This is a genomic window from Candidatus Poribacteria bacterium, assembly GCA_026706025.1.
In the GTDB taxonomy this organism is placed as follows: Bacteria; Poribacteria; WGA-4E; order WGA-4E; family WGA-3G; genus WGA-3G.
Window position 1 is genome coordinate 42,564 of the sequence record JAPOZO010000060.1, and the last position, 14,540, is coordinate 57,103.

At 47.7% G+C, this 14,540-nt stretch carries 11 protein-coding genes; all 11 read left to right on the top strand.

Features of this window, described 5'->3' with window-relative positions; translation table 11 throughout:
- The first annotated feature begins 38 nt into the window (after positions 1–38).
- Complete coding sequence (locus tag OXH00_14475; GenBank protein ID MCY3742217.1) at positions 39–767, top strand: hypothetical protein; 729 nt, start codon at positions 39–41, stop codon at positions 765–767.
- Between the two features lie 56 nt (positions 768–823).
- Positions 824–1,378 carry an ATP-dependent protease subunit HslV gene (gene hslV, locus OXH00_14480; protein MCY3742218.1) on the top strand — a complete coding sequence of 185 codons (555 nt, stop codon included), beginning with the start codon at positions 824–826 and terminating at the stop codon, positions 1,376–1,378.
- 97 nt (positions 1,379–1,475) lie between these two features.
- Positions 1,476–2,963: an ATP-dependent protease ATPase subunit HslU gene (hslU, locus tag OXH00_14485; GenBank protein ID MCY3742219.1), complete on the top strand. Its 1,488-nt coding sequence runs from the start codon at positions 1,476–1,478 to the stop codon at positions 2,961–2,963.
- A 16-nt stretch (positions 2,964–2,979) separates the two neighbouring features.
- A complete protein-coding gene (locus OXH00_14490; GenBank protein ID MCY3742220.1) occupies positions 2,980–4,248 on the top strand; it encodes a hypothetical protein in 1,269 nt (422 codons plus the stop codon).
- Positions 4,249–4,307: 59 nt separating this feature from the next.
- Entirely contained in the window at positions 4,308–6,407 is a 2,100-nt protein-coding gene (locus OXH00_14495; GenBank protein MCY3742221.1) for a hypothetical protein, read from the top strand.
- A 103-nt stretch (positions 6,408–6,510) separates the two neighbouring features.
- Complete coding sequence (locus OXH00_14500) at positions 6,511–8,640, top strand: hypothetical protein (GenBank protein ID MCY3742222.1); 2,130 nt, start codon at positions 6,511–6,513, stop codon at positions 8,638–8,640.
- Positions 8,641–8,858: 218 nt separating this feature from the next.
- Positions 8,859–9,665, top strand: coding sequence for a hypothetical protein (locus OXH00_14505; protein MCY3742223.1), 807 nt, complete (start codon positions 8,859–8,861; stop codon positions 9,663–9,665).
- A 231-nt stretch (positions 9,666–9,896) separates the two neighbouring features.
- Positions 9,897–11,729, top strand: a complete 1,833-nt coding sequence (gene sppA, locus OXH00_14510; protein MCY3742224.1) for a signal peptide peptidase SppA — start codon at positions 9,897–9,899, stop codon at positions 11,727–11,729.
- Between the two features lie 4 nt (positions 11,730–11,733).
- Complete coding sequence (locus OXH00_14515; GenBank protein MCY3742225.1) at positions 11,734–12,576, top strand: phytanoyl-CoA dioxygenase family protein; 843 nt, start codon at positions 11,734–11,736, stop codon at positions 12,574–12,576.
- Positions 12,577–12,723: 147 nt separating this feature from the next.
- Positions 12,724–13,743, top strand: a complete 1,020-nt coding sequence (locus OXH00_14520) for an AAA family ATPase (protein ID MCY3742226.1) — start codon at positions 12,724–12,726, stop codon at positions 13,741–13,743.
- 219 nt (positions 13,744–13,962) lie between these two features.
- Positions 13,963–14,496 (top strand): hypothetical protein, encoded by a 534-nt coding sequence (locus OXH00_14525; protein MCY3742227.1) that lies wholly within the window; start codon positions 13,963–13,965, stop codon positions 14,494–14,496.
- Positions 14,497–14,540: the final 44 nt, after the last annotated feature.

Consider the following 14,540-nt stretch of genomic DNA (forward strand, 5'->3'; position numbering starts at 1 on the left):
GGAAAAGTTAATGATAAACAATATTAGTTGAGAGATGTATGGGAACCAAAACGGACAAATCGGCTTTTGCTGTAACAGTTACAACGCTTCTAACGTTCTTAATAGCAAGCCGCATTGGAACTATTTGGATTCTCTATCCAAATGTGTTGATTGCGGTCTCTTTATTTTTTTACTGTGTCCGACAAACTGATGAAGATGCGTCACTACTCTCAAGCAGTTCTATTTTTGGGATCGCAACGGTGTTAATGTACACACCCATGGATTGGTTATTTTCTCGGAAGGTACACCTCATTTTTTATCTGCGTTCAGATTTTTTTCCGAATATGACAACACCGATTGTGCTAATCTTAAATTGGGTGGTGTTCGCAACTCTTACAGCCTACTTTTATCAAAGGCTTGCAGTGGTTTGCCAAACCCGTTTTGCATCGGATCCTGAAAATCCGAAGAGCGGTTTGATAGGAACCACGATGTTGGCGGCAGGTGTCACGGGCATCAGTGCTGCAATTGGAAGTATCACAATTTACGCGCTGGGCGGATTACATTTGTGGCAATGGAATGCAACACAGATTGATCGGATACCACAGATTGCGTCTGTACCAATTTTTGTGCCGCTCGCTTTTCTACTCACCTTTCTACTGTGTCCCTACCTTTTCGGGGTCGCTGGCAGTTTTCTGAGGGAACAACATGCAGGTATCGCAGGGATACGGTGTGGCATTTTTATAGGGGCACTGCAGTTTCTGAGTTTCCTTCTATTTTTTTACGCATAGAAATAGGCGTGCCTATTCGTATATAATTTTAATTGCAGGAGAGGAAAATCAATAGTATGCGAATTCGTTCAACAACGATCTTAGCCGTTCGGCGCGATGCCCAAGTCGCTATCGCAGGCGATGGTCAAGTCACTTTAGGCGATACTGCGATTAAACACGGCGCACGCAAAATTCGCAAAATCCATAACGACAAAGTGCTGATCGGTTTCGCAGGTTCCGCATCGGATGCAATCACACTGTATGAAAATTTGGAGAAGAAACTTGAGCAGTACCGGGGAAATCTTCAGAAATCAGCAGTAGAACTCGCACGGGAATGGCGTAGTGACAGAGTCCTTAGACAGGTAGACGCACTAATGATCGCCGCAGATGCTAACGACAGTTACCTTATTTCTGGAAACGGCGATGTGATCGCACCGGACGACGATGTTGTCGCCATCGGTTCGGGTTCTTCTATTGCCCTCGCAGCCGCAAAAGCCATGCTCAAATACTCAGACTTGACCGCAAAAGAGATTGTTTCAGAGGCACTTCAACTCACGAGTGAAATTTGTATTTATACCAATGCACGAATTGAAACTGACACAATAGAGGAGGAGTTATCAGTTAACAGTTAACAGTTACAAGCGGGCTCGGGTTCATCAAACACCTTTCGGTAACCCCAACGCCTCTTAACTGAAAACTGACGACTGACGACTGATAACTAACGAAACTTTGGAGAAATCAAATAAAACGCATGAAAAGAGCACTTTAGCAGATGCACTTACGCCGCGGCAGATTGTCGAGGAACTCGATAAATATATCATCGGGCAGTTTGAGGCAAAACGCTCCGTCGCTATCGCCCTCCGCAATCGTTCGCGGCGACAGATGTTGGGTGAAGATATACAAGACGAAGTCTCACCTAAGAACATTATCATGATAGGTTCAACAGGTGTCGGTAAAACTGAAATCGCACGCAGGCTTGCACGTCTTGTTGACGCCCCCTTCATCAAGGTAGAGGCATCAAAATATACCGAAATTGGCTACGTCGGTCGAGATGTTGAATCCATGATTCGTGATCTCACTGAGACTGCCATTAGCCGCGTCAAAGCCGAACAGACCGAGGTCGTTGAGGAAAAAGCACGGGAATTCACTGAAGAACGCCTCCTCGATTGTATTTTTCCGATTCCACGCTCTTTGCAGGAGCGTCCCCGCTTAGAAAAGGATATGCTTGACGAACCTGAGGAAGTGGATGACGACGTGGTACTCCAACTACCTTTCGATCTCGGAACCGACGCGGAAACCGAAGCCGAAGAAGACCGAGAGAAAGAACGAGAACGCCATCTCAAAACCCGTGAAAAATTTAGAGAATGGCTACGCGAAGGTAGACTCGAGGATAAACCTGTTGAAATCAATGTCAAGCATCAGAGTATGCCCTTTGTTGAAATCTTCTCGCCCGGCGGCATTGAGGAGATGGATATCAACTTTAAGGATATGTTTAGTAACATCCTCCCGAATCAGACGAAGAAGCGACGCGTTCCGGTCTCCGAGGCACGCACTATCTTGATGCAAGAAGAATCTGAAAAACTCATTGATATGGATGCTGTTATCAGCGAAGCCATTCAGCGTGTTGAAAACTCCGGTATTGTCTTTTTGGACGAAATTGACAAGATCGCAGGTAGAGAATCTCGCCACGGACCCGATATCTCCCGGGAAGGTGTGCAACGCGATATCCTGCCCATCATTGAAGGTAGCACGGTGACATCGAAATACGGCGCGGTGCGCACACACCACATCCTGTTTATCGCCGCCGGCGCGTTTCATGTGTCAAGCCCCTCTGACCTCATCCCAGAACTACAAGGTAGATTTCCAATTCGAGTGGAACTGAAAAGCCTGAATAAGAACGACTTTAAATCTATTTTGACGGAACCGAAAAACGCGTTAGTAAAACAGTATACCGCACTACTCAAAACTGAAGGGATAGAGGCGACTATTACTGATGACGCGATTGACGAAATCGCCGCCCTCGCGTTTCAAGTTAACGAATCCGTTGAAGACATCGGTGCACGCCGCTTGCACACTATCATGGAAAAACTCTTTGAAAATCTCTTTTTCGATGCACCTGAACTCGATAAAAAAGAGATCACTATTGATGCCGACTATGTCAAATCAGAGTTGGATGAAATCGTCAAAGACCAAGATTTGAGCAGGTACATTCTTTAAGCAGATTGTCCGGGTGATGTTTTCCTCGTACGCATGTGGTGCAATTGGCAAAGAAAATATTAAACCTTATCAGTACCGGTTTGTCCAATGGACAAGCAGAGGGAAACTGATCGTGCGGCAGCTCCTAATTTTTACCCTTCTATTCATTTATGTCGCGCTCCTACCGAACAGTTCCGCTCAAGATGGAACACAATGGCGCGCGTCAGAGAGTAGCAAAGCCCCCTCCAATACAACAGCGATAAATGCCATAAAATTCTCCACTGACGGGACACACCTCGCTATCGCCATCGCCAATGGTATCACGTTGTACGATACCTATACTGGGAAAGAATTGGCACAGCTCTCTGTGCTGCTGGATACCGTGACCGCGTTAGCATTCTCGCCTGATAACCGAACAGTTGCAAACGCGAGCGAAGATGCTACTATCCGCCTCTGGGACGCTCACACTGGTGAGCACAGAACAGATTTCATAGGGCATACCCACCCTGTTGTAACCTTGGCATTCTCACCTGATGGTAACACCCTCGCCAGTGGAAGTTTCAAAGAAATTCGTCTCTGGAACTTAACCACAGACCTGCCGATCCGCACCTCAGTCTTTCACGGACACTCGGATATGGTCACCACATTGGCATTCTCACCGGATAGTAAAACACTTGCCAGCACAAGTTTTCACGGCACAATTTTGTTATGGGATGTAGAAACCAGGCAACGCCGACACAGTCTCCCCGCACATACAGATTCAATCACAGCACTCACCTTCTCGCCTGATAATCAAACGTTAGCAAGCGGCGGATATTGGAGTCGAGACGCAGAAAGCACAATTCACCTATGGAATACGTACACCGGGCAACTCCTGACAACCATTAAAGGACACACCGAGCCGGTTTTCGCCTTAGCATTCTCACCGGATAGCGAGATGCTCGCAAGCGCGGGTTGGGATAACGCAATTCGTATGTGGCACCCACAGACAGGACAATTACAGGCAATTTTTGAAGGCGATACCGCGCCAGTCCTTGCATTAGCGTTTTTACTCGTTAATGGAGGTAAAGAGTCAAGCCATACTTACGGCAGAACACTCGCAAGTGCAAGTCTTGATGGCACAATCCAATTGTGGCCCTTAACATCTATACCAAGACCTTGGGATGTCAACGCCGACGGTGTTGTAAACGTTTTAGATTTAACCTTTGTTGCCGCACGTTTCGGACAAGTAACACCAGACCTTAACAATGACGGCATCGTCAACATTTTGGATTTGATTATCGTTGCAAATCATATCGGAGAATGAAGGCTGCATCTTTCATGACCAACCGAAGCACATCGTGCCTGTCACAGGAATAAAAAACAGTGAGATACCTTATTTTTACGCTTCTATTGATACTGACACTACTTTTGTCAAACGGATATACCCAAGACTACACAACATGGAACTTACCCGAAGGCGCGAAACGACTCATTGGAAAAGGCGAAATAACTGGCAATATTGCTTTTTCTCCCGATGGCACCCGACTCGCTGTCGCGAGTTCAATTGGCACTTGGATATACGATGCACACACCGGAAAAGAACTCGTATTGCTCACTGGACACAGTGAACGCATTCGTGCTGGAGCATTCTCTCCAGATAGCAGAATATGTGCCAGTGGAAGTAGCGACAATACGATTCGGTTGTGGGACGTGTCTACCGGACAACACCTCGTAACACTCACGATGCATAGTGACTCGGTTGAGACTTTAGCGTTCTCGCCGGATGGAAAAACCCTCGCAAGCGGGAGTAGGGACAAACGAATCCTTTTGTGGGATGCAGAAACTGGGGAACATCGGAATACGCTCACAGGGCACACCGGTGGCATCAGAGTAGTGGTGTTTTCACCAGATGGTAAAAACCTTGTTAGTGCAGGTCAGGACGATACAATCCGAGTGTGGGATCCGCGTACAGGCGGGCCCCTCACTACGCTCACCGGTCATACAGGACCTGTCTCTATTCTGGCATTTTCGCCAGATGGAAAAACGCTCGCCAGCGATGGTGTCGGGCATATGATTCAGCTATGGAACACTGACACTTGGCAGCGGCAGTTAGCCATCAGAACACACTACGATTCAATCTATACCCTCGCGTTTTCACCAGATGGCAAAACGATCGCGAGTGGCGGCGGTTGGCACGACAACGTACTGAGGATGTGGGATGTCTATACTGGCGAACATAAAAATGCGCTCCACGGACACACTGGTAGTATTACCGCAATAGCATTTTCACCAGATGAAGCAACTGTCGCAAGTGTAAGCAAGGACGATACAATTCGAGTATGGGATTTAAACATAGAACAACCTCGCTTCATTCTCATCGGACATGTAAACGTCGGTACGGAGGTGGTGTTCTCACCAGATGGCGCGACACTTGCCAGCGGCGGCGATTGGCCCCAGAATACAATCCAATTGTGGAATCCAGACACCGGTGCCTTGAAGGATACCCTTGAAGGGCATACGGATCGTATCAGTGCATTGGCATTTTCTTCGGATGGCAGAACGCTTGCAAGTGGAAGTTGGGATAAGACGATTCGATTGTGGAATACACACAATGCTGAACTCAAAACTACCCTTGAAGGGCAGAGGCGTGAGGTTCAGTCATTAGCGTTCGCACCGGATGGAAAAACCCTTGCCAGTGGAAGCGGTTGGGAAGATACAATCATACGGCTATGGGATACGGACATTGCACAGCAAATTGGGAGGCTTGAAACCTACACACGTTGGGTTTATGCATTGGCATTTTCACCGGATATCCAAGGCACGTCTGGAATGTTCCTCGCGAGCGGAAGTGGTGACGGCACGATTCGAGTGTGGCATCTCGACTCAGGGAGTGCAACTACAGATAGACCGCAGATGACGCTGACAGCGCATCGAGATGGCGTTCTCGCTTTGGCATTCTCACCAGTAGGGGTTGGGTTACCCAACCCCTATAAATATAACTGGATTCTTGCGAGCGGCAGTCGGGATGGCACGCTCCAATTGTGGAAATTAACTGTGGGAGAACCAACGCCGCGTTCTTTAGCCCTTCAGGGTCATACGGCTGATGTCCAGGCAGTAGCATTTTCGCCCGATGGAAAAACCCTTGCCAGCGCGAGTAACGACGAAACAATCCGCTTGTGGAATGTCCATTCGGGTGAACACTACAAAACCCTTTATGGTCACACGGATAGCGTCACTTCACTGGCATTTTCGCCCGATGGAAAAACCCTTGCCAGCGCGAGTTTAGATAATACAATTCTCTTGTGGGAGTTTGAACCCGAATTGGCACAAAACCGCTGGGATATTAACGGTGATGGACTTGTAAACATTCAGGATTTAACATTAATTGCATCGCAGTTTGGACAGAACACACCCGATCTTAATGGCGATGGCATTGTTAATATCCTGGATCTGGTACTTATAGCGAACCACCTCGGAAAATAGGTGAAATCGTGATCCGTAGGGGTTGGGTCCCCCAACCCGTGTATTTCGTAGCGGTTGGGTCCCCCAACCCGCGCAGGCTGAAAACCCTTTTAGGAGGCATTTTATGATCAAGAAAAAACTATCCAATTTCCTATGCCTGATTTTTGTCACATTCCTCCTATTGGTGCTATTTGCGTTACCACAAAACGTTCACGCCCAAGACTCCCGTTACAGAAATCTGCCTGAAGGTGCTAAAGTTCGGTTCGGCAAAGGTTTTATTACCGATATAGAATTCTCACCGGATGGCACACAGTTTGCTGTCGTCAGTTCAATTGGAGTTTGGCTCTACGATGCGCGCACCCATGAAGAAATCGCTCTGCTCACCGGACATACAGGCTGGGTTCAGGCAGCTGCGTTTTCACCGGACAGTATGACACTTGCCAGTGCCAGCTTGGACCGCACAGTTCGGATCTGGGATGCTAAAACCGGACAACACCGGACTACGCTCTATGGACATGAGAATTTTGTCTATAGCGTTGCGTTCTCCCCAGACGGAAAAACGATCGCGAGTGCGAGTTCAAATGAGATTCGCTTGTGGCATGCAAATACCGGCAGACAGAAGAACGTCCTGGCAAGACATGCGAGGTGGACATACGCCTTAGCATTTTCACCAGATGGAAAGATCCTCGCCAGTGGAGACTCAGAGGGCGACATCCAACTCTGGGATCCATCCGCGGGTAAATTGATGAAGACGCTCGAAACTAATCTGGGTTTCCTCTATGGACTCGTTTTCTCACTGGACAGCGCAACCTTGGCAGCGAGTGGTTCTGGCACCACCATCCTTTTGTGGGATGTTGGGACAGGTCGCCAATTATCAACCTTCATGTTCGGAGAAAGCACTCGCGGCATTCCCGCACTTGCGCTCTCGTCCGATGGCACAATATTGGCGAGTGGACATCGGGATAACAAGGTGCGTTTGTGGGATGCTCGCACTGGGGGGCTTAACGCAACGCTTGAGGGACATACTGCCGACATCCGGGCACTCGCCTTCTCACCTGATGGCGGAGACGCTTCTGGAACAACGCTGGTCAGTGCAAGTGAAGATAGCGTGCTTCATTTTTGGGACACCCAAACTAAAGAATTTCAGACACCCCTTACAGGGTGGACAGAAGGGTTCACGACGCTGGCACGCTCACCTGATGGCACCACTATTGCCAGTGGAGGGGGTTCACGGGGCAACTTCGTTCGCTTGTGGGATGCGTCTACAGGGGAACTCCAAGCAGTCCTTGACGGGCACACCGATCTAATTGCAGCTGTGGCATTCTCACCAGATGGGACAACTCTCGTCAGTGCAGATTGGGATGGCATGATGTACCTATGGGATACCTCCACCCGAGAACGATATGTTACACTCTCTGGGCATACGGGAAGGATCTTTGCCGCCGTTTTTTCTTATGATGGGAACAGACTTGCCAGCGTCAGTTATGATGATACCATTCGAGTATGGGATACGCACACTGGCGAACTGCAAGCTACCTTTGACAGGCAAGAGGCAGATGGGTTAACGTTTTTGCATGATGGCAGCCTGCGTGCCTGTGGGGGATGGAAGGGACCCGAAACACTCCGGGTGTGGGATGTCTATACAGAAAAATCCGTAACCCCCGAAATCGGTAGAGGACTTGATCCAGGACTCAACACCGTCGTCGCGTTCTCACCGGATAAGAAAACGATTGCCATCGGAACCCACCGCGGCGGCATTAGTTTGTGGCGCGCAGACACGGGCGAACATGTCCTCTACTTTACGAGAGGACACGCACATGATGTCACAACCTTGGCATTCTCGCCAGATGGCAGTCTACTCGCCAGCGGTAGTTACGACAACACCATTCGCCTCTGGGAGGCATCTACCGGCGATCAAATTGCCCTCTTAACAGGACACACGAACGTGCTTTCAATTACAAGTGCTGCTGCTATCAGCACCGTTTCATTTTCACCGAACCACACATCTCCAGATTTCGATGCAACCGCCGATTGGGACCTTGCCAGTTCAAGTCATGATGGCACAATTCTCTTATGGGACCTCGCGCCGTCCCTTGCACAAACGCCGTGGGATGTCAACGCTGATAGTGTTATAAACATTTTGGACGTCACCTTTATTGCCTCACGTTTCGGGCAGAAAACGCCAGACCTTAACGGTGATGGCATCGTCAATATTTTGGATCTGGTACTCGTTGCTCAGCACCTTGGAGAATAGAGGGTGACCTATAAAGACTAAGCAGATACGTCTTCCTGTAGGCGCACTTTCCACGAGCGTTCGTCTTTACAGCATTAAGTCCTGGTAAATAGACCTTTTCGATTTTCCGTCAGGTGCTGAACCCGTAGGCGTTTTGCTTGGGTATTTCCGCGGATTTCCCCAGGGTTTCCCGCCCGTTATCTATCATCGATGAACCTTTTAAACTTGTTGGAGGAAATATGAAAATCAGTCTAATGAAATTTCTATCGGTATTCTTTTCTGGCATCCTTTTACTATCCGGCTGCGGCTCCGATACCCCCGAAAGTGATGAAACCATTGTCACACCCACGCAAGAAAAAAAGATACCGAGCTATTATCCTGATGCTATCGGTAACCGGTGGGCTTATCGAGAAGCGGATGGGTTTGAATGGGAGCGAACAGTTTCAAGAGAACGCATTATTCAAGGGAGAGTTTACCGTGTTTTTGACTACAATCCGCCTATTGAAAACACGCCATTTGACTATCTAAAAACGCCATCTTATCGTGTCACACAAAATCGAGTGCTTTTCTTTGTAGGTGAAGAAATTAATCGCTATTTTGAAGTTGATTTCGCAAATGCACTGAGGACGCAAGTATTTCCGGGTGAAAACATTGAAGTTGAAGTGAAAGCAGTCTCGGAACATGAACTTGTGTTCTTTCGTATCCCGCCAATCGGTAATTTGCGATGGGATGTCCTTGATCTGAAAGTCAAAGGGAATATCGTCTTCCTGGATTTAGATGGACTCAAACTTCCATTTGAGATACATCATCTGATAACAGGAGCTGTTGTTGGTGGCGGCTCAATCCAAACACCAGCGGGCACTTTTGAAACGACTGCTAAAGTTGAATACAAATCACAAATCACCACAAGTATCTTGGACGAAGCGGAGACAACCACAGAAAAAACTGATACTATCTGGCTTGCACCTGATGTCGGCATCGTCAAATTACAAAATCCAGATCGGACAGTTGAGTTAATTGAGTATTCTCTACAAGAAGAACTTTGATCCTTCAGCTCTTCAGAGCGGAGGTGTTGATTTGACAGCAAGCCTCCTTAAAACCCGCGTCATCTGCATAATCCGTATCATCAACGATTTAAAGAAGAAAAAGAGAACGCATCTCAATCCTAACGCTTGACAAATATTTATACACCGCAAAAGAATTTGCAACTTGACACACTCTCCATCTTGTGGTAGAATAGCATCGTCAAATCAGATACAAAAAAGAAGGACAAATCCATGAAATTATTAAAAACGTATGCCTCTCTACTGATACTGTTTCTCCTCGTTTCCCCGATATTTGCTGAGGGACACGCAGCAGAAGAAACACCGCCTCCCGTTAAGAAATACGCTGAATTCACACTGAGCGGCACCTACGCCGACACCAAGACAGTCAGCACATTCGGTGCCTCCTCAACAAAGACACTGCGGGGACTTTTTAAGAAATTAGATGCCCTCCAAACAGACGATGATCTCGCTGGTATTATCTTCAAAATAGAAGGGGTTAGCGTAGGATGGGCAGTGCTTCAAGAAATCCGCACCAAACTAAACGAATTCCACGAAACAGGAAAAGAGACGATCGGTTATCTCGAAAGCGGTGGTAATGCCGAGTACCTTCTTGCTGCGACAATGGATCGCATCGTCCTAATGCCTACCGGAAGCCTCAATTTAACCGGTTTACGTGCTGAAATCCTTTTCTATAAAGGGCTGCTGGACAAACTGGATATTGAGGCAGATATGCTGGCAATGGGAAAATACAAATCTGGTGTTGAACCCTATATGCGTGACGGTATGTCGGATGAATTTCGTGAGTCGATGACTGCGCTGCTTGATGATCTGTACACCCAATTCCTGAACCACATCGCTGAAAATCGAGACGGTATCACCGAAGCAAGTGTTGCGAATTTAATCAACAGCGGTCCGTTCACAGCAGAAGAGGCAGAGGAGAAAAAATTAGTTGATGCTTTACAATACTACGACGAATTGGTAGCCTCACTGAAAGCAGCATCTCCAGACGAAGATGTTCAAGTTGCCAAACCCGGATATGAGCGCAAACGAAAAGTGCCGGATATGAACAGTTTCGCCGGACTTATGCAGCTATTCAGTATATTGAATCCGCCCCAACGTGCGCAAGCTGCATCGGAAAATCAGATCGCGCTTATCTATGCCAGCGGCCCCATTTTACCCGATATTGACTCACCTTTCATCTCAATGTCAGCAATTACGCCAAAAGAACTAAAGAAGGCATTTGAAAAAGCACGCACGGATGATTCCGTTCGGGCAGTCGTGCTACGTATTGACAGTCCCGGCGGTTCCGCACTCGCTTCAGACTTAATTTGGCGAGCGGTGATGCTCACACAACGCGAAAAACCGGTCGTCGTTTCCATGGGAAATGTCGCTGCCTCCGGTGGTTACTATATTGCGATGGCAGCAGGGACAATCATCGCACATCCGAGTACACTGACAGGTTCAATCGGTGTATTCGGCGGTAAACTGAATCTGAAGGGACTCTACAATAAAGCAGGTTTGACAAAGGAGATCATCGCACACGGTCAGAACGCTACCTTGTATTCGGATTACGGCGGTTTTACACCCACCGAGCGGGAACGCGTCGAAAAGATGATGAAGACCGTCTATGAAGATTTTGTCAACAAAGCAGCAACAGGAAGAAATAAATCCTTTGACGAAATCGACGAAATCGCACAAGGACGTGTTTGGACAGGTAAACAGGCGAAGGAGATTGGGCTTGTCGATGAAATCGGAGGACTTGATACTGCGCTGTCTATCGCGAAGAAACAGGCAGGGTTTGCCGAGGCGGACGAAGTTGGCCTTATCGTCCTACCGAAGCAGCGTCCGTTTTTTGAACAAATCTTAGAGCAGATGATCGAAGATACAGACGGTTCAATCCGTAGGGGCTGGGTTACCCAGTCCCTACAATTCACCGCCAACCATCCTGTGTTATCTATGTTAGGCACGCCATCACAGCATATTATCACGTGGTTGAACCTGTTTGGCTTTGAGAATGGCACACAAATCGTAACAATTTTACCTTATGATATTTTAATTCGGTGATCTTATGAAATCTAAGAGTGAATTTTCGGCGCAGCTTGCAAGCCGAAACTTGCTTGACAAAAGCCACGTAGACCTAACTGACGAACAGGTCGCTTTTTTTCAAGAGAACGGATACCTGAGCATCCCGCGCATCACGACGGATGAAGAAATCGAATGGCTTAAAGGCATTTACGATGAACTTTTCACGGAACGAACCGGAGAGGCGCAAGGACGTTACTTTGATCTCGCTGGCCCGCGTGCGCACAACGGGCGGGAGACGTTACCGCAAGTATTGGGGCCTGAGGCACAATTCCCTGAACTCCGCGAGACTGTCTATTTCCAAAACGCCCAACGACTCGCCGCAAAGTTGCTCAGCGTAGAGGCTGAAAAAGTCAGCGGTGGCGGACACATGATTTTGAAACCCGCACACTACGGCAATGAAACGCCGTGGCATCAGGACGAAGCGTACTGGAACCCCGAAGTCCTACCACACAGCCTAAGCGTCTGGCTACCGCTTGATAAAGCAACGCTTGAGAGCGGATGCCTCCAATTCATCCCAAAATCGCACAAAGGAGAGGTGCGTTGGCATCGGCATATTGACAATGATCCGCTCGTACACGGGTTAGTGACAGATGATGTTGACATATCGGAGGCAGTTGCCTGTCCGATACCCGCAGGCGGTGCAACGTTCCACCACTGCCGGACTTTACACTATTCCGCCCCTAATAGCACGGCAGCAGCACGTAGGGCATATATCCTCGTCTTCGGCAGTCCACCGAAAAAACTGGATAAGCCAGCACACCGTCCGTGGCAGAAGGAAGAGCAAGAAGCACTCTCGAAACTGGAGTCTTTGGCGGCAAATTCGTAATGTCGCTTGCGCGCGGTGAAAGCGTTTTGGAAACGGTGTTTTCTTGTCAGTAAAAGTGCGTAGCTTGAAACGAAGTGGAAAGCGGATCTACGGAAAGGGACATTAAAGCCCAAATTCACCTCACCGAACCGCAAGGAAAACTAAAAAATGAAGATTATTTGTACCGGCATCAGCTGTTCGGGGCGCAAAGAGTTGATGGCAAATTTTAAAATACTCTGTATGAAACAGAGACTGAACATCGGCTTCTTCAATATTGGCGATGTTATGCACAGTGCTGCAGCGGAATCTCGTGTCCATTTTACAGACAAAGTACTCGATTCAGATCCAGCCGTTTTATCGTTGGCACGGCGCACCGCTTTCTATGAAATCGCACGACGCGCCGAATCGTATGAACATGCCATCATCGGACTACACGCCTGCTTTCGGTGGCGCGGAAGTCTTATCGAAGGATTCTCTTTCAAAGATATTGAAATCCTCCTGCCCGATCTTCTGATTAACGTTGTTGACAATATCACCGATATATCGGAACGGATGAAAGAAAGTGGACAATGGTCAGGTATGGATAATTCCACACTCAACGTTTGGTTAGACGAGGAAGAGTTCCTGACGCGACAAATCGCACATTTCACAGAGAAACCACACTACACCGTCGCAAGACAACATGATCTTGAGAATTTTTACGAACTCCTCTTTTCACCGAAACCGAAATTTTACCTCAGTTATCCGATTACACTTCTCAGAGACACTCCAAAGGAAATTGAAAAAATCCGAGAGATCGGCGAAAAATTGAGTCGGTCATTTATTGTTTTTGATCCGCTCACAATTAAAGATATGGCACTGGTGACCGCTGGTGGAGATGGGAGTGTCCCCACGACTATGGGTGAGATGGACGACGGCGTGATTGAACAGATTAAAACTCGAACAATCTCACGGGATTACCAATTCGTCCACCAGAGCGATTTTGTCGTTGTCATCTATCCGACAGACAAATTGTCGCCCGGTGTTCTCAGCGAAATGAACTATGCAACTCGCCATAACAAACCGGTGTACGCCGTCTACACAGGAACGCGAAGCATTTTTTTTGAGAACTTATGCGACCGGATCTTTGACACCTACGAGGAGTTAACAGATTTTCTGACGACCACGTATAAAGTAGATGAAAATTGACACCAAATTAAGCGGAGGAACGAGAAAAAGAGGAAACAATAAAAAAGAATCACCTCAATTTTCAATCGTATTGCCTTCATCAATCCTGTCATCGTCAGTCATATTAAGTTATTCTGATTCTAAAACTTCAAGGTTTTCTGTTACGAAACTAATATTCTAAATTCTGACCGAGTGGTGCGTCGGCGCATCACTGCACTATCGTTGAAAGGTTCTTACCCTATGGTTGATGCGTATTACACAACTGACGAATCTCATTATAATGAGTGTCTTGAAAAAGGCACCATTGTTCCGACGAAAGATTGGTATGGTAAAAGGTTTTGCATCGAGGATTTTTTAGCAGGCGATCATAAATATATTTTTCTCTTCGTCAATGATCGTTATAGTATTTTTGACGAGGACGGAAAGGACAACACCTTCGGTTTCGTCTTGGATGCCGAGGCATTGGTCACAGAGAGCAATGCCCTTGTAGGCCCCGACCTGCTAAACGAGTATCGCGTCCTGATCAACGAATGCGCAACGTTTTCTGTCCAACAAAACCCAGCACTCAAAAATGTCCAATTGATTGTTCGAGGCGTCCTTGCTGGTGCTGTTACCGAACCCGGCGTTGCTGAGACAATGCTCCTTTTCAGAACACGTGTATCTGAACTTCAAAACGAACATCGCTGTCGGGGAGAGGCAGCACTAAAACTTTTGCGAGAATCAACGGAACCGTTGGAGCTGCTCGTCGGTGGGTCTTCACCATCACCGGAATAGCACAACCCCGGTAGGTTTGCTTTCTCAGCACGCGTCAGATGCAC

What these genes read in the sequence shown, in the direction of transcription:
- OXH00_14525 (MCY3742227.1), top strand. Translation starts at nt 13,963, where the DNA reads ATGGTTGATGCGTATTACACAACTGACGAATCTCATTATAATGAGTGT.
- OXH00_14520 (MCY3742226.1), top strand. Translation starts at nt 12,724, where the DNA reads ATGAAGATTATTTGTACCGGCATCAGCTGTTCGGGGCGCAAAGAGTTG.
- OXH00_14515 (MCY3742225.1), top strand. Translation starts at nt 11,734, where the DNA reads ATGAAATCTAAGAGTGAATTTTCGGCGCAGCTTGCAAGCCGAAACTTG.
- OXH00_14475 (MCY3742217.1), top strand. Translation starts at nt 39, where the DNA reads ATGGGAACCAAAACGGACAAATCGGCTTTTGCTGTAACAGTTACAACG.
- OXH00_14505 (MCY3742223.1), top strand. Translation starts at nt 8,859, where the DNA reads ATGAAAATCAGTCTAATGAAATTTCTATCGGTATTCTTTTCTGGCATC.
- hslV (MCY3742218.1), top strand. Translation starts at nt 824, where the DNA reads ATGCGAATTCGTTCAACAACGATCTTAGCCGTTCGGCGCGATGCCCAA.
- OXH00_14500 (MCY3742222.1), top strand. Translation starts at nt 6,511, where the DNA reads ATGATCAAGAAAAAACTATCCAATTTCCTATGCCTGATTTTTGTCACA.
- OXH00_14490 (MCY3742220.1), top strand. Translation starts at nt 2,980, where the DNA reads ATGTTTTCCTCGTACGCATGTGGTGCAATTGGCAAAGAAAATATTAAA.
- sppA (MCY3742224.1), top strand. Translation starts at nt 9,897, where the DNA reads ATGAAATTATTAAAAACGTATGCCTCTCTACTGATACTGTTTCTCCTC.